Annotated in this window: 20 protein-coding genes and 1 tRNA gene; 11 read left to right on the forward strand and 10 right to left on the reverse strand. The window is 41.2% G+C overall.

Features of this window, described 5'->3' with window-relative positions:
- Positions 1–77: 77 nt before the first annotated feature.
- The gene (locus tag V7783_RS04180; protein ID WP_335677629.1) at positions 78–1,112 is read left to right on the forward strand and encodes an IS110 family transposase; all 1,035 of its coding nucleotides are present in this window, start codon (positions 78–80) and stop codon (positions 1,110–1,112) included.
- Between the two features lie 292 nt (positions 1,113–1,404).
- Here V7783_RS04180 and V7783_RS04185 read toward each other — a convergent pair whose 3' ends face one another.
- The 3 genes from V7783_RS04185 to pepA form a co-directional block, all read right to left on the reverse strand.
- Positions 1,405–4,260 (reverse strand): valine--tRNA ligase, encoded by a 2,856-nt coding sequence (locus V7783_RS04185; RefSeq protein WP_335677630.1) that lies wholly within the window; start codon positions 4,258–4,260, stop codon positions 1,405–1,407.
- 60 nt (positions 4,261–4,320) lie between these two features.
- Positions 4,321–4,767 carry a DNA polymerase III subunit chi gene (locus tag V7783_RS04190; protein ID WP_335677631.1) on the reverse strand — a complete coding sequence of 149 codons (447 nt, stop codon included), beginning with the start codon at positions 4,765–4,767 and terminating at the stop codon, positions 4,321–4,323.
- A gap of 161 nt (positions 4,768–4,928) precedes the next feature.
- The gene (gene pepA / locus V7783_RS04195) at positions 4,929–6,440 is read right to left on the reverse strand and encodes a leucyl aminopeptidase (RefSeq protein ID WP_335677632.1); all 1,512 of its coding nucleotides are present in this window, start codon (positions 6,438–6,440) and stop codon (positions 4,929–4,931) included.
- Between the two features lie 266 nt (positions 6,441–6,706).
- Here pepA and lptF point away from each other — a divergent pair, with 266 nt between their 5' ends.
- Both lptF and lptG read left to right on the forward strand, forming a co-directional pair.
- A complete protein-coding gene (lptF, locus tag V7783_RS04200) occupies positions 6,707–7,819 on the forward strand; it encodes an LPS export ABC transporter permease LptF (RefSeq protein ID WP_335677633.1) in 1,113 nt (370 codons plus the stop codon).
- Positions 7,816–8,883 (forward strand): LPS export ABC transporter permease LptG, encoded by a 1,068-nt coding sequence (gene lptG, locus V7783_RS04205; protein WP_335677634.1) that lies wholly within the window; start codon positions 7,816–7,818, stop codon positions 8,881–8,883. The genes lptF and lptG overlap by 4 nt, the downstream gene beginning before the upstream one ends.
- Before the next feature lie 50 nt (positions 8,884–8,933).
- Here lptG and V7783_RS04210 read toward each other — a convergent pair whose 3' ends face one another.
- Positions 8,934–9,434: an RDD family protein gene (locus V7783_RS04210; RefSeq protein ID WP_335677635.1), complete on the reverse strand. Its 501-nt coding sequence runs from the start codon at positions 9,432–9,434 to the stop codon at positions 8,934–8,936.
- 261 nt (positions 9,435–9,695) lie between these two features.
- Here V7783_RS04210 and V7783_RS04215 point away from each other — a divergent pair.
- Positions 9,696–9,780 (forward strand) — tRNA-Leu (locus V7783_RS04215).
- Positions 9,781–9,945: 165 nt separating this feature from the next.
- Here V7783_RS04215 and V7783_RS04220 read toward each other — a convergent pair.
- Positions 9,946–10,329: a DUF1842 domain-containing protein gene (locus tag V7783_RS04220; protein ID WP_335677636.1), complete on the reverse strand. Its 384-nt coding sequence runs from the start codon at positions 10,327–10,329 to the stop codon at positions 9,946–9,948.
- A gap of 300 nt (positions 10,330–10,629) precedes the next feature.
- On the opposite strand from V7783_RS04220, the gene V7783_RS04225 reads away from it, so the two are divergent.
- The 3 genes from V7783_RS04225 to V7783_RS04235 all read left to right on the forward strand — a co-directional run bounded on the left by V7783_RS04225 (position 10,630) and on the right by V7783_RS04235 (position 12,075).
- A complete protein-coding gene (locus V7783_RS04225) occupies positions 10,630–11,082 on the forward strand; it encodes a GNAT family N-acetyltransferase (protein ID WP_335677637.1) in 453 nt (150 codons plus the stop codon).
- Between the two features lie 448 nt (positions 11,083–11,530).
- The gene (locus V7783_RS04230; protein ID WP_028470509.1) at positions 11,531–11,788 is read left to right on the forward strand and encodes a type II toxin-antitoxin system Phd/YefM family antitoxin; all 258 of its coding nucleotides are present in this window, start codon (positions 11,531–11,533) and stop codon (positions 11,786–11,788) included.
- A complete protein-coding gene (locus V7783_RS04235) occupies positions 11,776–12,075 on the forward strand; it encodes a type II toxin-antitoxin system RelE/ParE family toxin (protein ID WP_335677638.1) in 300 nt (99 codons plus the stop codon). Before V7783_RS04230 ends, V7783_RS04235 begins: the two co-directional genes overlap by 13 nt.
- 104 nt (positions 12,076–12,179) lie before the next feature.
- On the opposite strand, the gene serA is transcribed toward V7783_RS04235, so the two are convergent.
- The 5 genes from serA to V7783_RS04260 form a co-directional block, all read right to left on the reverse strand.
- Positions 12,180–13,409, reverse strand: a complete 1,230-nt coding sequence (gene serA / locus V7783_RS04240; RefSeq protein ID WP_064665590.1) for a phosphoglycerate dehydrogenase — start codon at positions 13,407–13,409, stop codon at positions 12,180–12,182.
- Between the two features lie 13 nt (positions 13,410–13,422).
- On the reverse strand, positions 13,423–14,076 hold the full coding sequence (gene rpiA, locus V7783_RS04245; RefSeq protein WP_335677639.1) for a ribose-5-phosphate isomerase RpiA: 654 nt from the start codon (positions 14,074–14,076) through the stop codon (positions 13,423–13,425).
- 53 nt (positions 14,077–14,129) lie between these two features.
- Positions 14,130–14,726 (reverse strand): 5-formyltetrahydrofolate cyclo-ligase, encoded by a 597-nt coding sequence (locus tag V7783_RS04250; RefSeq protein WP_335677640.1) that lies wholly within the window; start codon positions 14,724–14,726, stop codon positions 14,130–14,132.
- Positions 14,727–14,756: 30 nt separating this feature from the next.
- A complete protein-coding gene (locus V7783_RS04255) occupies positions 14,757–15,302 on the reverse strand; it encodes a hypothetical protein (RefSeq protein ID WP_335677641.1) in 546 nt (181 codons plus the stop codon).
- Between the two features lie 114 nt (positions 15,303–15,416).
- Positions 15,417–16,934 (reverse strand): S10 family peptidase, encoded by a 1,518-nt coding sequence (locus V7783_RS04260; RefSeq protein ID WP_335677642.1) that lies wholly within the window; start codon positions 16,932–16,934, stop codon positions 15,417–15,419.
- Between the two features lie 262 nt (positions 16,935–17,196).
- Between V7783_RS04260 and V7783_RS04265 the strand changes: the two genes are divergently transcribed.
- The 4 genes from V7783_RS04265 (at position 17,197) to V7783_RS04280 (ending at position 20,526) form a co-directional block, all read left to right on the forward strand.
- Positions 17,197–18,429: a GGDEF domain-containing response regulator gene (locus V7783_RS04265; protein ID WP_335677643.1), complete on the forward strand. Its 1,233-nt coding sequence runs from the start codon at positions 17,197–17,199 to the stop codon at positions 18,427–18,429.
- A gap of 176 nt (positions 18,430–18,605) precedes the next feature.
- A complete protein-coding gene (locus V7783_RS04270; protein WP_016708666.1) occupies positions 18,606–18,944 on the forward strand; it encodes a P-II family nitrogen regulator in 339 nt (112 codons plus the stop codon).
- Between the two features lie 9 nt (positions 18,945–18,953).
- Entirely contained in the window at positions 18,954–20,183 is a 1,230-nt protein-coding gene (locus tag V7783_RS04275) for an ammonium transporter (protein WP_335677644.1), read from the forward strand.
- A 181-nt stretch (positions 20,184–20,364) separates the two neighbouring features.
- Complete coding sequence (locus V7783_RS04280) at positions 20,365–20,526, forward strand: YqaE/Pmp3 family membrane protein (RefSeq protein ID WP_087531003.1); 162 nt, start codon at positions 20,365–20,367, stop codon at positions 20,524–20,526.
- Positions 20,527–20,610: the final 84 nt, after the last annotated feature.

Genomic DNA, 20,610 nt, shown 5'->3' on the forward strand with positions numbered 1-20,610 from the left:
ACCTAGATGTATGGACTCCCTCTCCCTGAGGAGGTACGGTCTTAATCCGACAAAAGATTAACCAAAGGAGTCCATACATGAAAGATACTAATATATTGGCTATTGATTTAGCAAAGAATGTTTTTCAAGTCTGTAAACGAGATCCAAAAGGTAAAGTCCTCTTCAACCGAGAACTTAGCCGAGCAAAACTAAAAGAGATGCTTGTTAAGCAGCCACGCTCATTGGTGGCGATGGAAGCATGTGGTAGTGCGCAATATTGGGCTAGGCTAGCACGTGCTCTTGGTCACGAAGTCAAAGTCATTTCCGCAAGAACAGTTAAGCCTTTCCAAACTAAGCAAAAAACGGATCGTAATGATGCTTTAGCCATCGCAATCGCCGCTTCTCAAGAGCATATCCATGGTGCTCGTGTGCAATCTGCCGAAGAGCAGGCTTTGCAATCATTGGAGCGAGCTCGTCATTTAGCAAAAACACATCAAATAGCACAGAGTAATCAAATTAGGGGCTTACTTGGAGAGTTTGGTATTATTGTGCCACCAAGCTTATCCCAACTTCGTAAGCACATTCCTTTTATTCTGGAAGACGCTGAAAATAACTTGCCTCAGTCTTTTCGTGAAGCACTGAATTATTTATGGCAGCACTTACTACAGCAAATCGAACATGTTGCCATTTTGGAACGCCAGCTCGAAGGCGCTGTAAAATATGATACGACCTGCCAAAAGTTGATGAAGTTAGAGGGCGTCGGCCCCATCGGTGCTTTAGGGCTAGCGGTGCGTTTAGGTCAAGGTGAGAATTTTACCAACGGTCGTGAAGCATCAGCAAATATAGGGTTAACGCCAAAGCAACATAGTTCAGGTGGTAAAGAGCGTATTGGGCATATTTCAAAGCGTCATGCAGATAAGCGACTTCGTTCCACTCTTTTCCAAGGAGCGCTTTCTGTTATCACGCAAGTGAGTAAACGTCCAGCCAGAACAAGCAAAGAGCGTTGGCTACAAGCCTTAGTCGAGAGAAGAGGCAAAAAAATCGCAGCGGTTGCTTTCGCAAACAAAACGGTAAGAACAGCTTATGCGATATTAAAGAATGACACGGAATATCAGCCAATCTCATTGGCTTGATATTCCATGTTGAATCAGCAAAGAGCGATGTAAAACAGGTAAGACCGACCAATAGAAGCAAGTTAGGTCCTAAGGCACTTTAGATGCCGCTTCCTAGAGTTTGCCTATTGGTGCGAGTACATTTTAGGGCGAGGTAGCTCCTCAATAAAGCCCGTATATAAGCACGCATCTATATTTGTTTTTAATGATAGTTCTTTGTTGATTTACTTGGGGAGTCCATATAAGAACCTAGAACACAAAAAAGCCGCGTTACTATAAAGTAACGCGGCTTTTTAAATGCTTTGTATAAATATTATAGACTTTCGATCTTCGCTTTTTGCTCAAGCAGTTTTGCTTTCGCATCCGAGAACTCAGCCAGCTTCTCATTTTCTTTAGCAAGGACAGCTTCTGGTGCATTGTTTACAAACTTTTCGTTAGCAAGTTTATTTTGCACTTGAGCTAGGCCTTTTTCGGCTTTTTCAAGCTGTTTACCAATCCGTGCTAGTTCAGCATCAACATCAATTAGGCCAGCCATTGGGATCATGATTTCAAGGTTGCCAACATACGATGTTGCACAAGCTGGTGCCTCATCTTTATTTTCAAGCAGCGTAAATTCCTCAATTTTAGCAAGTGATGCTAAGAATGATTTATTTTCGTTTATACGACGTACATCATCCGCAGATGCGTTTGCCAATAGCACTGATAGCGGCTTGCTTGGGCTGATATCCATTTCACCACGGATATTACGAATGGCGAGAATGAATTGTTTAACCCACTCTAAATCGTCCATTGCTTTAGCATCAACGTTTGCTGCAGTGTAAACAGGGAAGGCTTGAACCATGATGCTAGTGTTTGCAGTTTCAAGGCTAGCCAATGGCGCAACACGTTGCCAAATAGTTTCTGTGATGTATGGCATCATTGGGTGCATTAAGCGCAGCAGGCTCTCAAGTACAGTAATAAGCGTATGACGCGTACCACGTTGTTGTGCTTCATTGCCTTTGAATAATACTGGCTTAGTAAGCTCTAAGTACCAATCACAAAATTGGTTCCAAGTGAATTCATAAAGCGTATTGGCTGCTAAGTCAAAACGGTAGTTGTCTAAGTGCTCAGTATAGGTTTTAACTGTTGACTCGAATTGGCCTAAGATCCAACGATCAGCAAGTGAGTATTCTTTTGCTGCATCGCTTGCAAAACCACAATCTTGTTCTTCGGTATTCATAAGTACGTAACGGCTGGCGTTCCATAACTTATTACAGAAGTTGCGGTAACCTTCAAGGCGATTCATATCCCAGTTGATATCACGACCCGTAGATGCCATAGCAGCTAACGTAAAGCGCAGCGCATCAGTACCGTGTGCTTCAATACCGTTATCGAAGGTTTTACGAGTATCTTTTTCGATTTTTTTAGCAACTTTCTCTTGCATCAGATTACTAGTGCGTTTGGTTACTAAGCTCTCAAGGTCGATACCGTCAATCATGTCGATTGGATCAAGTACGTTACCTTTTGATTTTGACATTTTATCGCCATTTTCATCGCGAATAAGACCCGTAACGTAAACAGTTTTAAATGGCACTTGTGGCTTGCCGTTGTCATCTTTGATGAAGTGCATAGTCATCATGATCATACGCGCCACCCAGAAAAAGATAATATCAAAACCGGTTACCAACACGTCAGACGGGTGGAAGGTTTTTAAATCATCAGTATTCTCAGGCCAACCTTGCGTAGAGAAGGTCCACAGTGCAGATGAAAACCAGGTATCAAGTACGTCTTCGTCTTGTGTGAGCACTACATCAGCGGCGATGTTGTTTTCGCTGCGTACTTCGGCTTCATCACGGCCAACAAACACATTACCTTCACTGTCGTACCAAGCTGGAATACGGTGACCCCACCAAAGTTGGCGTGAAATACACCAATCTTGCACATCGTTCATCCACGAGAAATACATGTTCTCGTACTGTTTTGGTACAAATTGAATGTCGCCATTTTTAACGGCGTCTTTTGCAGGCTCTGCCAGTGGTGCAACACGTACATACCATTGATCTGTAAGTAGTGGCTCAATAACCACACCAGAGCGGTCGCCGTAAGGTACGGTTAACGCGTGATCTTCGATTTTTTCAAGTAGGCCTAATTCTTCAAACTCAGCCACAATCACTTTCCGTGCAGCAAAACGGTCAAGGCCGTGTAAACGCTCTGGAATTGGTGCGTCAAATTCAAGCTCTTTACCGTCAAAGGTATAAGTTTCACCTTGGCTTAGAATTGCTGCATCTTTATCGAAGATGTTGATCATTGGCATTTGATGACGCTTACCGACTTCGTTATCGTTAAAATCATGAGCAGGAGTGATTTTTACACACCCTGTGCCTTTGTCTTTATCGGCATGTTCATCAGCAACGATTTTAATACGACGATTAACAATTGGCAGTAAAATGTCTTTACCGATTAAGTCTTGATAACGCTCATCATCAGGGTTTACAGCAACACCAGAGTCACCCAGCATGGTCTCAGGACGAGTTGTGGCAACGACAATGTAATCTTTGCCATCTTGGGTTTTCACACCGTCAGCCAGTGGGTAACGTAAGTTCCACATGTGGCCTTGCTTGTCTTTGTTTTCAACTTCAAGATCAGAGATAGCTGTGTGTAATTTTGGATCCCAGTTAACTAAACGCTTACCACGGTAGATTAAGTCTTCTTTGTGCAGGCGTACAAATACTTCTTTAACCGCTTCAGATAAGCCGTCATCCATAGTGAAACGTTCACGATCCCAATCTACAGATGCGCCAAGGCGGCGAAGCTGTTTGGTGATTGTGCCGCCTGATTGGTTTTTCCATTCCCAGATTTTATTAATGAATGCTTCACGACCTAAATCATGACGCGTTTTGCCTTCTTCAGCAGCAAGTTTACGCTCAACCAACATTTGTGTTGCGATACCTGCGTGGTCAGTACCTACTTGCCATAAGGTATTGTTACCTTGCATACGCTTAAAACGCGTTAAGGTATCCATAATGGTATCTTGAAACGCGTGGCCCATGTGTAAGCTACCAGTGACATTAGGTGGTGGGATCATAATTGAATATGCATCGCCTTTACCCGATGGTTTAAAGTAGCCTTTTTCTTCCCAGTCTTGATAGAGCGACTGTTCAATATCTTGCGGATTGTAGGTTTTATCCATTACACAGAACCTTAAATAAGTACTTAAATGAGTTAGTTAGCTATTAATACAAAAGGTATGTTAGCTATTAATATCTTGCGTGGTGATGTTGGCTCCGAGTTGACGCAGCTTTTTAAAGCGCTCACGGGCAGCTTGTTTTGCTGTGGCTTCAACGGGCACAAAATCAAAAACTTGGTTAAAGCGACGAATAAAATCCGGGAGCTGTGTGGCCAAATTTATTAAAACTTTACGATTACCAACGGGTGGGGTAGTGCCAATTTCTACAGGCGCTCCGCCTTTTGGGCCTTCACCTTGCAGGTTGTGAGGCACAAAACTGTCGGGGTCGAATGACCAAATAGTTTCATCAATGGCATGGGCAATTTCAATATCATCAACGTAAATAAAGATGCGATGACCAAGGCGATATTGTTGGCCTGCGATATCGGCAGCTAAGCTAAAGCGATCATCTGCCTTAGCAGTTGATTCATCTTGTTGCTTTAGAACGAAAAATTGTGCGTTCATGCTCATTGTATCGGGGCTTCCCACAGTATTGAAAATAATACTTAAATCAAAGCAGGGATTTTGCCATATAACGCGTTTTGCTTCAATTAATACACCGATAAATGAAGAATAAATAAGGCGCCAGAGGGCGCCTTATAATGAGTTGAATAGATTGCTAAACGCGGTGTTTAATCTTGGCTGGTTTCACTTACGCCAGCACGGTTTAGTAAATATTGCGTAAGCATAGGCACCGGGCGACCAGTTGCGCCTTTGTTTTTACCGCTGCGCCACGCTGTGCCTGCGATATCTAAATGCGCCCAATTGTATTTTTTAGTGAACTTAGATAAGAAACAGGCTGCAGTGATGGTGCCAGCGGCACGCCCGCCTAAGTTAGTAAAATCAGCAAATGGACTTTCTAGTTGATCTTGGTAATCATCCCACAGTGGTAACTGCCATGCGCGGTCGCCACTTTGTTCAGACGCTTTTAATAAATCATGAGCAAGTGGGTTATGGTTTGATAATAAACCAGTTGCATGTGCGCCAAGGGCAACAATACAAGCACCGGTTAAAGTGGCTACGTCAATCACGGTTTCAGGATCAAAGCGTTCAACATAGGTCAATGCATCACATAATACTAAGCGACCTTCGGCGTCAGTATTAAGTACTTCAACCGTTTGTCCAGACATAGTTGTTAGGATGTCACCAGGGCGATAGGCATTTGAGCTTGGCATGTTTTCACAGCCTGCCAGTACGCCAATAACGTTAATTGGTAATTGCATTTGTGCTAAGGCACGCATTGCACCAATAACACCCGCTGCACCACCCATGTCGTATTTCATTTCGTCCATGGCTTCGCCAGGTTTTAGTGAAATACCGCCTGAGTCAAATGTTAAGCCTTTACCAACCAGTACAATGGGAGCTTGATCTGTTGCGCCACCTTGATAGTTGATAACCGACATAACCGATTCGTTATCGCTACCACGGCCAACTGCCAAGTATGAATTCATCCCCAGCTCAGCCATTTTTTCTTCACCGATAATATCAACTGTGATGTTATCGAAATTAGTGGCAAGTTCTTGCGCTTGTTCACCTAAATACGCTGGGTTACAGATATTTGGTGGCATGTTTGCTACGTCTTTACATAACTTGCTACCGGCAGCAATCGCTAAGCCGTGCTCAATGGCACTTTCGCCAATAGTTAGCTCGCGACGGGTAGGTACATTAAATACAATTTTACGCAGTGGACGACGTGGGTCGCTTTTTTTGCTTTTTAATTGATTAAATGTGTATAAACAATCTTGCGTTGTTTCGACCGCTTGGCGGACTTTCCAATAGGTGTCGCGGCTTTTTACATGTTGCTCTGTTAAAAAGCATACCGCTTCCATCGACCCCGTTTCGTTCAGGGTATTAATGGTTTTTGAAATAATTTGCTTATACTGTTTATCATCAAGCTCACGCTCTTTACCACAACCAACCAGTAGTATGCGCTCACTTAACACGTTTGGTACATGATGTAATAACAGTACTTGCCCTGGTTTACCTTCAAGATCACCACGGCGCAATAAATTAGAGATATAACCATCGCTGATTTTATCGAGTTGTTCACCAATGGGGGATAAACGACGTGGCTCATAAACGCCAACTACAATACATGCGCTACGTTGCTTTTCAGGACTACCACTTTTTACGCTAAATTCCATTGTCACTCCTAATTTTGAGTCATTTACCCCTTAAATAAGGGCAATATAATAAAAATCCAGTTACTTACATTAATATTAGCTTATAAACGCTGACTCATTATGTGTATTTGAACTTTATACTTTTGTAGCCATCAATACCACTAAAGCGACAATAATATCGAGTTGCTAGGTAGGATATTTAATGTTGATGACATATAATAAAACCTTAAGTTTACTCAAATTTTCTTACTATTGAAGTGAAACATCATGTTTAACAGGGGCGATCATTGCTAATTTTCCGTTATTTGACCACTGAAGTTTTAAAGTCTCAGGTCGCCGTATTTTTAACTTTGATGACAATTTTTTTGTCGCAAAAGTTTGTTGTTATTTTAAGCGACGCCTCTGAAGGGGGCATTCCCGCTAAATTAGTGCTGTCAATGATTGCACTAAAACTACCGCAATTGGCGTCACTCATTTTACCGCTTAGTATCTTTTTAGGGATCATTCTCGCCTATAGTCGTATTTATGCTGATAGCGAAATGACCGTGTTAAAAGCCTGCGGTGTGAGCGAGTGGTATGTCGTGCGTGTTACTTTAATTTCAAGTGTCGTACTTGCCCTATTAGCCGGCATACTCACTTTATATGTTGCACCATGGGCGAGTGAACAGGAATATCAATTAAAAGAACAAGCCAAAGCTGATGCCGGTTTATCAGCACTGCGAGCAGGCCGCTTTCAGCAAACGGGCAATGAAAAAGCCGTAGTATTTATTCATAACATTGAAAATGGCGGTAAAGAATTAAATAAAGTGTTTGTAGCCCAGCTACCAGATAGTGAAAAAGACAATTTAGCCCGTTTAGTTTATGCTGATCGCGGAGTGGTGGTAGAGCAGGAAAATGGTGAGCAGCAATTAGTGCTTAGTGACGGTAAGCGTTACGAAACCGATGGCAAAACGCCTGCGCTCAATTTAACCGAGTTTGACGGCTATAGTGTACAAATACGTGAACAAGAAATTGAACACCAACGTCGAAAACTCGAAGCCGTACCAACTATCGACTTACTCGCCATGAAGGGCTCTGAAGCCGTTGCGCAGTGGCAATGGCGTATTGCCATTCCACTTTCGATCCCCTTGCTAACCTTATTAGCGGTACCGCTAAGTGTGGTTAATCCTCGCCAAGGTAAATTTGCCAAATTAGTCCCTGCGATCAGCTTATATTTAGGTTACTTCATCTTACTCAATGCTGCTAAATTTGCTGTTGAAGATGGCAAGATCCCGCCGTCAATTGGCTTATGGTGGATCCACGTTACCGCGCTATTTATAGGAGGCTTTTTGATTATCAAAGGACGGCCGCTCGGTGCTTGGCTCAAAGCTATTATTACTAAGCGGGAGTTAGGCGCATGATGAAAATGCTTGATTGGTACTTAGGCCGCAGTATTTTACAAACCACAGGTTTTGCTTTAATGGTGCTGGTGGGTATAAGTACCCTGATTAAATTTATTGAGCAGCTAAAATCAGTTGGCCGTGGCAGTTACGATATCGCCACCGCGTTACTTTATACCTTGTATAGCATGCCGGGCGATCTTGTGGTGTTTTTCCCGATGGCTGCTCTTATTGGCGGTTTAACTGGCTTGGGAGCGCTTGCATCAAACAGCGAGTTGGTGGTTATGCAAGCCGCGGGGATGTCGCGTTTACAAATTATTGTTTCTGTGATGAAAACCGCAATATTTATGGCACTGTGTATGATGGCATTAGGCGAGTGGGGCGCACCCGCTGCACAGCTTAAAGCTAAAGAAATGCGTAACCAAGCTATTCATGGTGGTGATGTGTTTAATGCACAGCAAGGTGTTTGGGCCAAAGATGGCAATAACTTTATTAATATTGAAGATGTGGATCAAAATGGCGTATTGCATGGCGTGAATATGTATCACTTTGATAAGTCTCTGCAACTTACGCAAATCACCAAAGCGCGCGAAGCTGTCAGCCGTAAAGATGGTTGGCTATTACGTGATGTAAATACAGTGCAATTAGGCGAAGAGCAAATTAATACACAGCAACAAGATGAAGAGTTTTATGATTCACAACTGACCGCTGAAAAGCTCGGCGTGGTATCGGTCAAGCCTGAGTCACTATCATTTACTGGCTTGTGGTCATACTTAGGTTATTTAAAGCAAAATGAGCAAGACACCAGTACTTACGAGCTGGCACTGTGGCGAAAAATAATGCAGCCGGTATCAATCGCTGTGATGTTGCTGGTGGCGCTGTCGTTTATATTTGGCCCACTTCGTACCGTAACTATGGGCGCAAGAATAGTGATGGGGGTTGTGACTGGGATTGTATTTCACTTAACCAATGAGATATTTGGTCCAGTGGTAATGGTTTATCAAATTCCAGCCATTATCGGTGCCACTCTACCGAGTATTATCTTCATTGGTTTTGCTACTTACTTACTCAATAAGCGCAATTAATAACGAGTATTTAAACCTAGGAGTCTTTGGCTCCTAGGACATTTTTATTGTCAATCTAACGAGCGGTAAATACGTTTGTTTTCTTCTTTTGTTAGTGCAACAACCTCGGTTTTAGACAGATAATCTTGCAGTGCGCGTTTGTTTTTAAAATCAACTAACACTATTAAATTGCCCAAGCCAAGCAAGGCCGTAACGCTGCGAATAACCGCTTGTGACCAACTGATCAGCTCGCCATCACGCGTTTGTACTTTTAAACGCCATGCCCGCATACCAATAGTTTGACCACTTTTAGTCCAAAAATAAGCAAAAAATACAATATTTACACCAACAAATAAGGCACTGCGAATACCAGATAGTAATGGGGTTTCATCTATAAAACCTGCAGGGTCTAGGCCTTCGGTTTGTACAATAACACCCAGTGTAATTAAAATTTGGATCACAGCAAAATACAAAATAGCAGTGAGCATTGATAATGAAATCACGACTAAAGAGTCGTAAATCAATGAAGCAAAACGACGCCAAAAGCCCGCACGTGGAAACTCACCAGACATAAACACACTCACAAAGTTAATATGCGCGCTAGTTTAGCAAATAGCGAGACAAATACTAGCCGCAGTGTAGCTCGCTTTCATAGGAATATGTTAATGGTTGCTTAATTGTTAAGCGGTTGATCAGGGTTTTGTAAAAAACGCTTGCTGCTCCTCTGATTGTTTGTATAATGCTTGGCATAGAGACGAGGACGGTTTGATAAGTCTTAGCTCTAAAGTGGTTTTTCTTTATCTTCTCATGTTAGAAGGTTAAAGAAAAATGATGCCAGCGTGATGAAATTGGTATACATGGGGGATTCAAAATCCCCTGCCGCAAGGCGTGCCGGTTCAAGTCCGGCCGCTGGTACCACTTTTAATAGCCCTGACCAAATTGGTCGGGGTTTTTTTATGCCTGAAATAAAGTGCTAGGTCGTAAGAGACCTTGAAAAAGTGGATTGATGGTGATACTTGGTGATTATTAAATGGCATTCAACGAGATTGAACGCCATTTAATATAAAACTAACTTTAATTAGATTAGTCAATTAGAGTTACTTTACATTGGTAGGTGTTATCACCCACTGAAAAACTACCTTTACCATTCCATTGGTTATCTACAGCAAAGCTTGCGGTAAAAGGTGATAGATAGCTACCAATTGCTGGAGGTGGAAAAGACACCACAGCTTGGCCTGTTAGCGCACCAACTTTAGTAACATCATTATAGCCAGTTGCATGCATATGCCCTGAAGCGCTAGATGTAAATTGTGGTGAATGTTGTGTTCCTTCTTGAATATGACCATTAGCGCGGCCATTCAGTGCGTCTGTTTTTGGATCTACAGCAAACTGAATCTCCATTGAGCCACCACCAACAACACCAGATTGAAATTGTAATTTAACTAGATATAAGCTTTCATCAGACATTTTCTTCTTCCTTTTATAAAGTGCTGCACACCATTGTGCTGGCATTCATTAATCGAGGGAAAGTGTAGGGTGATTGCCAAAAAATACATATTACAGGGTATTACAGCTAGATAATGTACATTAGCTTTCGGTGCAGCAACTCTATCATTGCAGTGCAAATATATGCAGTTAATGTATTGAGTTAGTCGTTTTTTCGATAGATTTAAAGCACTGATAATTGTATGTTATTGAAAGAGAAAGCGAGCTTAATCAATTGGCATTTGGTGCAAAAAAAACTGCTTATAACAGGGAATGAAGTTAATGATTACAAAACTAGACAATGCAAATGATTTTATCGCACAGCAAATTTACACCATCTTTCAACGTTCCTATAAAATAGAAGCTGAATTAATAGGTACGTTGAATTTCCCGCCTTTGTCACGCACTCGTAATGATATACAAAGTTCGCAAACGCACTTTTATGGATTGTACATAGACGAGTTACTTGCGGGTGCTATTGAACTGGCAATCAGCAATGAGGGGTTAGAAATTAATAGCTTAGTAGTTGACCCTGACCATTTTAGAAAAGGTATTGCAGATAAGTTGATAAGCTATGCGTTAACTCATGATATAGCCACAGCAATAGTCGAAACCGCCGTTGTTAACGAGCCCGCTATAAAGCTATATAAAAAACATGGCTTTGTTGAGTTTAAACGATGGACGCCAGAACACGGTATTGAAAAGCTGGCAATGGTTAAAAGTAGGAATGTTTAATAATCAGGGGCATAATGTGAGATACCCTGTGTGTTTAATATGTCAGGCATTTACATATTGCCCTCTAAAGCGCAGCGCCTCTTAATTTCTTTGTGAATCATTCAATTAAATATTTTTTGCACAAAGAGAACAGAATGAGAAGTAAATGAGGATGAACTAGAAGGCTAATTTTAGCATGCGTTAAACACATTATATTAATAAAGATAGTCCATAACTCCTCAAAAAAGCCACTCAAAAACCTGTAAAACGCCAATTAAAACAACAGCAAACCTTCTTTTTATATTTTACGTGAAAGTCAGTTGTCGATTGAATCAAAATAGGCCCCAGCTATGGTTAAATCATTAATAAAAAATAAATTAAAAACGAGTTAATCTACATGCTCGTTAGCTGTGTTTCCTAAATTGCTTACTCAGTGCTACTATAGTGATACATTTTTGTGGAGGTTATTATGAGAGTAGAGTTAGTAACAACATTGAAACGCCAAGCGACGAAAATATTATCTGAGCTGCATTCTTCTAAAGAGCCCGTATTAATCACCGAACATGGGCAACCGTCAGCGTATCTTGTTGATGTTGATGACTTCGAATTTATGCAAAAACGTATGCAAATCCTTGAGGCGCTAGCTAAAGGTGAGCAGGCAATAAGTAGAGGAGAAACTACGTCTAATATTGAAGCTAAAGAGAAAATGAATAAATGGCTGAAATAATCTGGACAAATCCTGCTCTGGAAGATCTAAACGATATCGCTGAATATATTGCATTGAGTAACTTGCTATCAGCTAAAAAGTTGGTGGCGAAAATCTTTGCTAAAGTTGAACGCCTTGAAGAGTTCCCTGAGTCAGGGAAGACACCGATTGAGTTATCTAATCTGAATTACCGTGAAGTGATAGTTAACCCTTGTCGTATATTTTACAAAATAGCCAATGATAAGGTTTTTATTTTACACATCATGAGACAAGAGCGTGATTTACGAAAGTTCTTGTTGCAAATGTAACTTGCATGAATCGTGTAGCCTGAGATCTTTCCACATCATCATAAAAGCCGCGATTGATTTAACAAGCACGGCTTTTATTTTTGTTAGAACCTAGAACCTAGAATCTAGTGAAGAATACGCGCTCTGATCGTGCCCTCTACTGCACTTAATTCTTTTAGTGCCACTTCTGAGTGATCTGTGTCTACGTCGATTACTACATAACCAATCGCTTCGTCTGTTTGTAAGTACTGCGCGGCGATGTTGATGCCGTGCTGAGCAAACGCTTGGTTAATCTGTGTTAACACGCCTGGACGGTTGTGGTGTACGTGTAATAAACGGCTACGGTTGGCAAGCTCTGGTAGTGATACTTCAGGGAAGTTAACCGCTGTAATGGTTGAACCGTTATCTGAGTACTTAGCCAGTTTACCTGCTACTTCAATGCCAATGTTTTCTTGCGCTTCTTGTGTTGAACCACCAATGTGCGGCGTTAAAATGACGTTGTCAAATTCACGCAGTGGCGAGATAAACTCTTCTTCGTTTGATTTTGGCTCAACTGGGAATACGTCGATGGCAGCGCCACTGATTTTTTTATCGCGTAGTGCTTCTGCAAGAGCGTCAATATCAACTACTGTGCCGCGTGAGGCGTTGATCAAAATTGAACCTTGCTTCATTACTGAAATTTCCGCGCTACCAATGAGGTTTTTAGTCTGCGGTGTTTCAGGCACATGTAAGCTGATAACATCAGCGCGTTGTAATAGCTGCGTTAGGTTATGTACTTGTGTGGCATTACCTAAGGTTAGCTTGTCTTCTATATCGTAAAACTCAACGTTCATGCCGATATTTTCAGCCATGATACCTAGCTGCGTACCAATGTGACCGTAACCAATAATACCGAGGGTTTTACCACGGGCTTCAAACGAGCCATTGGCTGTTTTTAACCAGCCGCCACGGTGAGCTATGGCGTTACGCTCAGGAATACCACGGAACAACAGTAAAATCTCACCAAGTACTAGCTCAGCAACAGAGCGGGTGTTAGAAAACGGTGCGTTGAATACCGCAATGCCGCGCTCACGAGCTGCGTTTAAATCAACTTGGTTAGTGCCGATACAAAAACAACCAACCGCAACCAGTTTTTCAGCCGCATCTAATACCGCTTCGGTAATATGAGTACGAGAACGTAGGCCTACAAAGTGCACATCTTTAATGCGCTCAAGTAGTTCGTCCTCAGGTAATGAGGTTTTTACATAATCAATATTGCTGTAGCCGTTGCGTTTTAGCGTTTCAACAGCGCTTTGATGCACACCTTCAAGCAAAAGAATTTTAATTTTGTCTTTTGCTAACGATACCTTACTCATATCCTCATCCTATTTATCTAATTTGCGGCCCATTTTTGGTACCGATAATCACTTTATCTGCGCCACGTTGGGCAAATAAGCCGTTAGTTACTACGCCAACAATTTGGTTAATTGTCAGTTCTAAATCTTTTGCTTGGCTGATAGACAAATTATGTACGTCTAAAATAACGTTACCATTGTCTGTCACTACACCTTGACGATAAACCGGGTCCCCGCCTAGTTTTAGTAATTCTCGGGCAACATAACTGCGTGCCATAGGAATAACCTCTACTGGCAGTGGAAATTCACCTAAGGTGTCCACTATTTTTGTTTCATCAACAATACAAACAAACTGTTTAGCCACTGCCGAAACGATTTTTTCACGGGTTAATGCAGCGCCGCCGCCTTTGATCATCTCGTTCAGTGCGTTGATCTCATCAGCGCCATCAACGTATACATCTAGGCTATCAACATCGTTTAATTCATATACTTCAATGCCGAGAGCTTTAAGCTTTTCGGTTGAAGCATCAGAGCTTGAAACTGCACCGGCAATGGTGTCTTTTACCGTGCCTAAGGCATCAATAAAGTGGTTTACCGTAGAACCGGTACCCACGCCTACTATGGTGCCTTCTTTTACAAATTCGAGTGCAGCCCAAGCTGCTGCTTTCTTTAATTCATCTTGTGTCATTGTTATATGCTCAATAGGTGAGAGAGATTGCCTTTAGTATACAAATTTATTGCTTACCAATGGTAGATTTTCTGTGGTGTGATTATGTAATTTAATGGTACGTCCCACGATTCAACCGGTAAACTTTTAACATGCTGACATTGATGTGCAAGGCCAATGAGTTGTGGTTTTTGCCAGTTTTCTTTCTCGTAACGCGCCAGTGTTTTATCATAAAAACCACCCCCCATACCTAATCGGTTGCCGTTATCATCAAACGCCACTAATGGCATAAGAAGATAATCAAGCTCTGCTAGTGGGCATATCTGACTACAATTTAACTTGGGCTCCAAGATACCATAGCGATTTGGCTTCATGGGTGAATTTTCTTCATAGCGCTGAAAGTACAAAGTAGTGCCATTGAAGGGGTGGATCACAGGCAGGTAAAGGGTGTGGTTTTTGCCCCAAAGGTCTTTTATTAACAATGATGTATCAAGCTCTGCGTCATTGCTAAAATAGATGCCTATGTGAGCGTTTTGAGGGCTTTTTTGTTGTTTTAAGTGTTGAGTAAAATTCACTTTAAGTGATTTGGCCGCAATTTCTTGTTCAGATTTTGACAGTAAATTACGTGCTTTACGGATTTTTTGGCGGATCTGTGCTCTTTTTTCACTCATTATTATTTTTTGTGGTACCTGTTTGTGGTGCTAAAAGCTAAATAAATCAGGAAATGCAAATGATATTCCTAATACTACGAGCAAGATAACGACCATTGCAATTAGAGAAAATAGCAGTATGTTACTGCGTTTTTTAATTGGCGTAGTTAATTCTTCGTCCAGTAGTAGATCATCAGTTTGCCAATCTTCGTCTTCATCAGCCGTTGCTTGTTGTTGATTTGCGGGTAAGCGCTGCTCTAGGTCATCGAGTTTTTCTTCGATACGAATTAGGCTACTCGTAATGTAATCAAGGGCGTTAAAAATTCGCTCATCGCGTTGGCTCGTTGTTTCACTGTTGCTGGTAACTGTGCTGATTTGTACAGGCGCGAGCTTACTTTTGATGCCAACACTGGCAAGTATTTTGGCTTGTTTTAGCGCTTTTTCTTTTTCACAAGGGGCAAATAATGGCTTGTTCTCAAAAAAAGCGGCCACTTTTGCGGTTGGGGCTTTGAGTCTAGTTGCCAATTGGCTGATCGCGTGTGCTTGGTCAGTATCTTTGGCGAGACCAGCAAACATGACACGGAAGTTTTCTGCCATTTTTGTTTTCCAAAACGTAAAATCAATGGTTTGAGTATATACCTAAACGTTTACATGTTGCGAAAAAAGCCCGTAAAAAACGGGCTTTTTTAATTAAATGAGTCTGCGTAATGCTTAATACTTGGCAGCTTCACCTTCTTTAGGTAATGATTTTAAAATGAAATCTCGTAAATCATTGTTCGAGCTTTCTAAATCAGCATGACGTAAATACATCATATGACCACTTCGGTAGCCTTTAAAGCTCAAGCGATCACGCATTTTGCTACTTGGATCAAGTTGCCACATCGTGTATTTGGCGTCAAAGTAATTGGTTGCGCCATCAAAATAACCCGATTGGATCATTACATTTAGATAAGGATTTTGCGCCATCGCTAAACGTAAGTTTTCGCCAGTGTTATTATTGGTGCGGTCCCACGGGTGAACATTACCAAACAAGTTATATTTAACATCTGTTTTATAGTTTAATTCATCACGTAAATAGTGATTAATTGCTGGTGTAAATGAATGCAGCCATGAGGTAAGCTCAGCCCAATAATCAGGAGACTCACCGGCATCACGCTTATCAATACCTAAGTAGCGAGAGTCTAAACGACCCACTGTTTGGCCGCGATCACGTAGTAACTCTTTCCAAAAAAAGTTATTTGGTATATCTAGGTTGTTTTGCGCAACAAACTTCTCGGATACACCGGCATATAAAGCCATTTGTTTGATGATGGCTTGCTTTTCGTCAGCGCCAAGAAAGCCGCCTTTGGCAATCGCAGGCAATAACTTATTAACTGTAAACTCTTCTACTTCAGGTAGTAACTCGTCTAAATCTTTTGCTTGCAGTGCAGGGCTGAGTGCTTTGTGGTACCAAGCCGTTGCTGCAAAGTAAGGAAGACGGTTTGCAGCCTCTACAGGTCCTTCGCGTTTAATACCTATCTCAGTTGGAGATACTAATACTACACCATTAATGTACATCCATTGGCGGTTTTGCAGCTCGTGGGCAAGGCCTGATACGCGAGTTGTGCCGTAGCTTTCGCCAATTAAAAACTTAGGTGAACGCCAGCGCTCGTTTCGTGACACAAAAGTATTTAACCATTCGGCTAAATATTTTATATCGGCATTTACACCAAAAAACATTTTTTGTTGTGCGTCTTTACTTGGCAGCTCACCTTTGTCGTTTTCAAGCACGCGAGAATAACCAGTATTAACTGGGTTAACGTAAACAATATCGGCAACATCAAGTACTGAGTATGGGTTGTCTTTTATACCATAAGGTTGAATAGGGTAGCCTTCGTCATCAATTTTTAACACCCGTGGGCCAGTATAGGCAATGTGCATCCATACAGAAGCAGAGCCTGGGCCGCCGTTGAATGAGATGAGCAATGGGCGTTTTGTTCTATCATCCACTTTATCACGGGTGTAGTAGGTGTACTGTAAGGTTGCAATCGCATCGCCTTGGTCATCCCATACCGGCTGTGTGCCTGTGGTTGCGGTATAGGAAAAGCGCTCGCCATTAATACGAGCTTTATGTTCGGTGACAACGTTGCTGTCGACATCAATGCGACGTTGGTTTTCTGCATAACTGGTAGTGCTGATACTTAAAGTAGCTACAGCCAATGAGAAACTAATGATACTAATAAGCTTCATGGTGGATCCTTTAGACAATTGTTAACCTATTAAAGATAATTTTTATGTAAATAACAAAGGGAATGAGACTAGACACCAATATTAATCGGTAGAAGGTAGACAATAATCTTATCAGCAACGGAACTATTGTGCTTTTATGCTTATATTTACAGCAAATTATTTTGCTCAAGGTAAAAATAAGGTATATTTCATACTTAGTTCTTATTTTTTGTTCGTAAATAATTTATATCGGCAATGTCCCGCAGTCGTGTTGAGAAGATATATGCAAAGAGTATTAGTGGTTGAAGATAGTAAAGTTGTCCAGCAAGTATTGCGGCACTTATCGGCTCATTATCTTGATGTTGCAATTGATTTTGCTTGGTCACTGGCACAGGGCAAAGAGTTTATTGCCAAACATCAATACACGTTGGCTTTAGTTGATTTAACACTGCCTGATGCAATGAATGGCGAAGTTGTTAAATACACCTTAGAGCACGAAATCCCCACAGTGGTACTGACATCGACGATTGATGAATATAAACGTCAGCAAATATTAGAGCTGGGTGTGGTTGATTATGTAATAAAAGATAATCGTGACTCTTATCATTATGCAATTAAATTAGTAGCGCAGTTATTACGTAATCAAGGTTGTAAGGCATTAATTGCTGATGATTCTTTATTGAGTCGTTCATTAATGAGACAAATGCTCGAAAAACAGCTATTTGATGTGCAAGATGCTCATGATGGCGAACAAGCGCTAGAAATCCTAAAAAATGATCCAGAGATTAAATTACTGCTAACTGATTACGCCATGCCAACAATGGATGGCTTTGAACTAGTCAAGGCTGTGCGTAATATTCGCGGCCGCGATGATTTAGCCATTATAGGTTTATCTGGCGCGGGTAAACATGGTTTATCTGCTCGGTTTATCAAATTTGGTGCAAATGACTTTTTAACTAAACCCTTTATGAATGAAGAGTTCCATTGTCGTGTATTGCAAACTATGGAGCAGCTTGCCCTTATTGCCGATATCAAAGAAAGTGCTTTTCGTGATGATTTAACTAATCTTTATAATCGCCGCTATTTTTATCAATTTGCCGAGAAACTGTTAAAAGAAACATCGCGCAATAATAGCTTGGCGTTACTTGATATTGATTTCTTTAAAGCGATTAATGACAAGTTTGGCCATGAAGCAGGAGATCAGGCGCTAAAGCAGGTGGCGTCGTTACTGCGTAGTTCATTTAAAGATTTTACGGTTGCGCGGGTCGGCGGTGAAGAATTTGCAATTGTGTTAACTGATGTCGGGTTAGATCAGGCTTATCCGCTGCTAGATGCTTTTCGAGTTCGCTTATCTGAATATGAGTTTGTAATAAATGGTCAGGTATTTGCCATTACGGTGAGTATAGGTTTAACCAAATTCCAAAATGTGACGCTAACCAGCGCCATGCGTTTAGCAGATAAAGCTTTGTATCAAGCGAAAGAGCAAAATCGCGACTGTGTGGTAAGGCAAAATTAGGCTGCTGCACCAGCACAGTTAAGATGTTAAAAAAATGCACCTATATGGTGCATTTTTTATGGGGGTAATTTATTTTTATTATGTAACTGTTTGTTTTTTAATTGTTTAAAATAGTGGCACAAAGGTTGGATTATCTTAGCCAACAGGATAACAATAAGCGTCCGAAGGGGGCCACTATGAAAATGATTAGTGCAATAATAAAGCCATTCAAATTAGATGATGTGCGTGAAGCGCTGGCTGATTTAGGCATTGAGGGGATGACGGTTGTTGACGTCAAAGGTTTTGGTCGTCAACGTGGTCATACAGAGTTGTACCGTGGAGCTGAATATCAGGTTGATTTTATACCAAAAATCAAACTTGAAATTGCTACTCGTACCGAAAATTGTCAAAGGGTCGTTGAGACCATTACCAAAATTGCTTCAACAGGCAAAATTGGCGACGGCAAAATTTTCGTTTACGACTTAGATCAAATTGTCCGTATTCGTACGGGTGAATTAGATGAAGAAGCAATTTAAGGGGGCTTTATGGAAAACACGATAGTAGAACTTAAGTTTTCATTGGATACATTTTATTTTTTAATCTCAGGTATTTTAGTTATGTGGATGGCGGCAGGTTTCGCCATGCTTGAAGCAGGTTTAGTTCGTTCAAAAAATACCACTGAAATTTTAACCAAGAACGTGGCGCTTTATGCTATCGCTTGTACCATGTTCTTATTAGTTGGCTACAACATTATGTATGTAGACAACGCGGAAGGCGGGTTAGTGCCTTCGCTTGGTGCGCTAATTGGCACTCAAGCAGCTGATGCTGATCATTCATTAGAATCTGATTTCTTCTTCCAAGTGGTATTTGTGGCAACGGCTATGTCGATTGTTTCGGGTGCAGTTGCTGAACGTATGAAGTTATGGGCTTTCCTTGCTTTTGCAGTAGTCCTTACGGGCTTTATCTACCCAGTTGAAGGCTACTGGACGTGGGGCGGTGGTTTCTTATCTGAAATGGGCTTTGTTGACTTTGCAGGCTCTGCTATTGTTCACGGTACAGGCGCTGCTGCAGCTCTTGCTGGTGTATTAATGCTAGGCGCTCGTAAAGGTAAATACGGTAAAAATGGCGAAATCTACCCAATTCCAGGTTCTAACTTACCATTGGCTACGTTGGGTACGTTTATTCTATGGATGGGTTGGTTTGGCTTTAACGGCGGCTCACAACTACTTATCTCTGATGCTGAAAATGCCACTGCGGTTGGTCAAATTCTTTTAAACACCAATGCAGCTGCGGCAACAGGTGCAATCGCAGCATTATTTGTATGTAAAGTCTTATGGGGCAAAGCTGATTTAACTATGGTACTTAATGGTGCACTTGCAGGCTTGGTTGTTATCACTGCTGACCCATTATCACCATCACCTTTATTAGCATGTTTACTCGGTATTTTAGGTGGTTCATTAGTGGTATTTAGCATTGTGGCGCTAGATAAAATTAAAATTGATGACCCAGTTGGCGCAATCTCAGTGCATGGTGTATGTGGTATTTTAGGTATCATCTTAGTACCAGTATCAAATGCTGATGCAACGCTAGTTAACCAGTTAATCGGCTTGGTTTGTATCTTAGGGTTTGTATTTGTTGCCTCGCTTATCGTGTGGGGAATACTGAAGAAAACTATGGGTATCCGTGTAACAGAAGAAGAAGAACTAAACGGCATGGATCAACACGATTGTGGTATTGATGCTTACCCGGAGTTTGTTTCTGTACGCAGTAACTAATAGCTCAAAATTGTAAAAGATCATTGTGTGTTCAAAACAAAGTCCTAATTTCGATTAGGACTTTTTTTGCGCGTGTAATAAATGTAAAAAGTAATTGATAAAATTCAGATTATTCAGGTAGGAAAATAGTAATTTAATGACTATTCTTTAAGTGACATTAATTACAATTCAAAGGCTAACTATGGATAACAAATTGTTACTGATCATTTTATCTTTATTTTTACCTCCTGTGGCGGTATTTCTAAAAGCTGGTGTAGGCAAAGATTTGATTATTAATATTGTGTTGTGTTTTATCTTTTTTATACCAGCGGTGATCCATGCACTTTGGTTATGCACACGCTAGTCACATAATTGGCGGCGTTTCAGTTACTGTTAACTTTACAGGTGTTAGTGTATCCTAACACCTGTAAATTAACCTCTGGATAGT

Source organism: Pseudoalteromonas sp., assembly GCF_036960685.1.
Taxonomy (GTDB): Bacteria; Pseudomonadota; Gammaproteobacteria; order Enterobacterales; family Alteromonadaceae; genus Pseudoalteromonas.

Excerpts from the sequence above, each read along its gene's own strand:
- V7783_RS04180 (WP_335677629.1), top strand. The coding sequence starts at position 78 with ATGAAAGATACTAATATATTGGCTATTGATTTAGCAAAGAATGTTTTT.
- V7783_RS04185 (WP_335677630.1), bottom strand. The coding sequence starts at position 4,260 with ATGGATAAAACCTACAATCCGCAAGATATTGAACAGTCGCTCTATCAA.
- V7783_RS04190 (WP_335677631.1), bottom strand. The coding sequence starts at position 4,767 with ATGAGCATGAACGCACAATTTTTCGTTCTAAAGCAACAAGATGAATCA.
- pepA (WP_335677632.1), bottom strand. The coding sequence starts at position 6,440 with ATGGAATTTAGCGTAAAAAGTGGTAGTCCTGAAAAGCAACGTAGCGCA.
- lptG (WP_335677634.1), top strand. The coding sequence starts at position 7,816 with ATGATGAAAATGCTTGATTGGTACTTAGGCCGCAGTATTTTACAAACC.
- V7783_RS04210 (WP_335677635.1), bottom strand. The coding sequence starts at position 9,434 with ATGTCTGGTGAGTTTCCACGTGCGGGCTTTTGGCGTCGTTTTGCTTCA.
- V7783_RS04220 (WP_335677636.1), bottom strand. The coding sequence starts at position 10,329 with ATGTCTGATGAAAGCTTATATCTAGTTAAATTACAATTTCAATCTGGT.
- V7783_RS04225 (WP_335677637.1), top strand. The coding sequence starts at position 10,630 with ATGATTACAAAACTAGACAATGCAAATGATTTTATCGCACAGCAAATT.
- V7783_RS04230 (WP_028470509.1), top strand. The coding sequence starts at position 11,531 with ATGAGAGTAGAGTTAGTAACAACATTGAAACGCCAAGCGACGAAAATA.
- V7783_RS04235 (WP_335677638.1), top strand. The coding sequence starts at position 11,776 with ATGGCTGAAATAATCTGGACAAATCCTGCTCTGGAAGATCTAAACGAT.
- serA (WP_064665590.1), bottom strand. The coding sequence starts at position 13,409 with ATGAGTAAGGTATCGTTAGCAAAAGACAAAATTAAAATTCTTTTGCTT.
- rpiA (WP_335677639.1), bottom strand. The coding sequence starts at position 14,076 with ATGACACAAGATGAATTAAAGAAAGCAGCAGCTTGGGCTGCACTCGAA.
- V7783_RS04250 (WP_335677640.1), bottom strand. The coding sequence starts at position 14,726 with ATGAGTGAAAAAAGAGCACAGATCCGCCAAAAAATCCGTAAAGCACGT.
- V7783_RS04255 (WP_335677641.1), bottom strand. The coding sequence starts at position 15,302 with ATGGCAGAAAACTTCCGTGTCATGTTTGCTGGTCTCGCCAAAGATACT.
- V7783_RS04260 (WP_335677642.1), bottom strand. The coding sequence starts at position 16,934 with ATGAAGCTTATTAGTATCATTAGTTTCTCATTGGCTGTAGCTACTTTA.
- V7783_RS04265 (WP_335677643.1), top strand. The coding sequence starts at position 17,197 with ATGCAAAGAGTATTAGTGGTTGAAGATAGTAAAGTTGTCCAGCAAGTA.
- V7783_RS04270 (WP_016708666.1), top strand. The coding sequence starts at position 18,606 with ATGAAAATGATTAGTGCAATAATAAAGCCATTCAAATTAGATGATGTG.
- V7783_RS04275 (WP_335677644.1), top strand. The coding sequence starts at position 18,954 with ATGGAAAACACGATAGTAGAACTTAAGTTTTCATTGGATACATTTTAT.
- V7783_RS04280 (WP_087531003.1), top strand. The coding sequence starts at position 20,365 with ATGGATAACAAATTGTTACTGATCATTTTATCTTTATTTTTACCTCCT.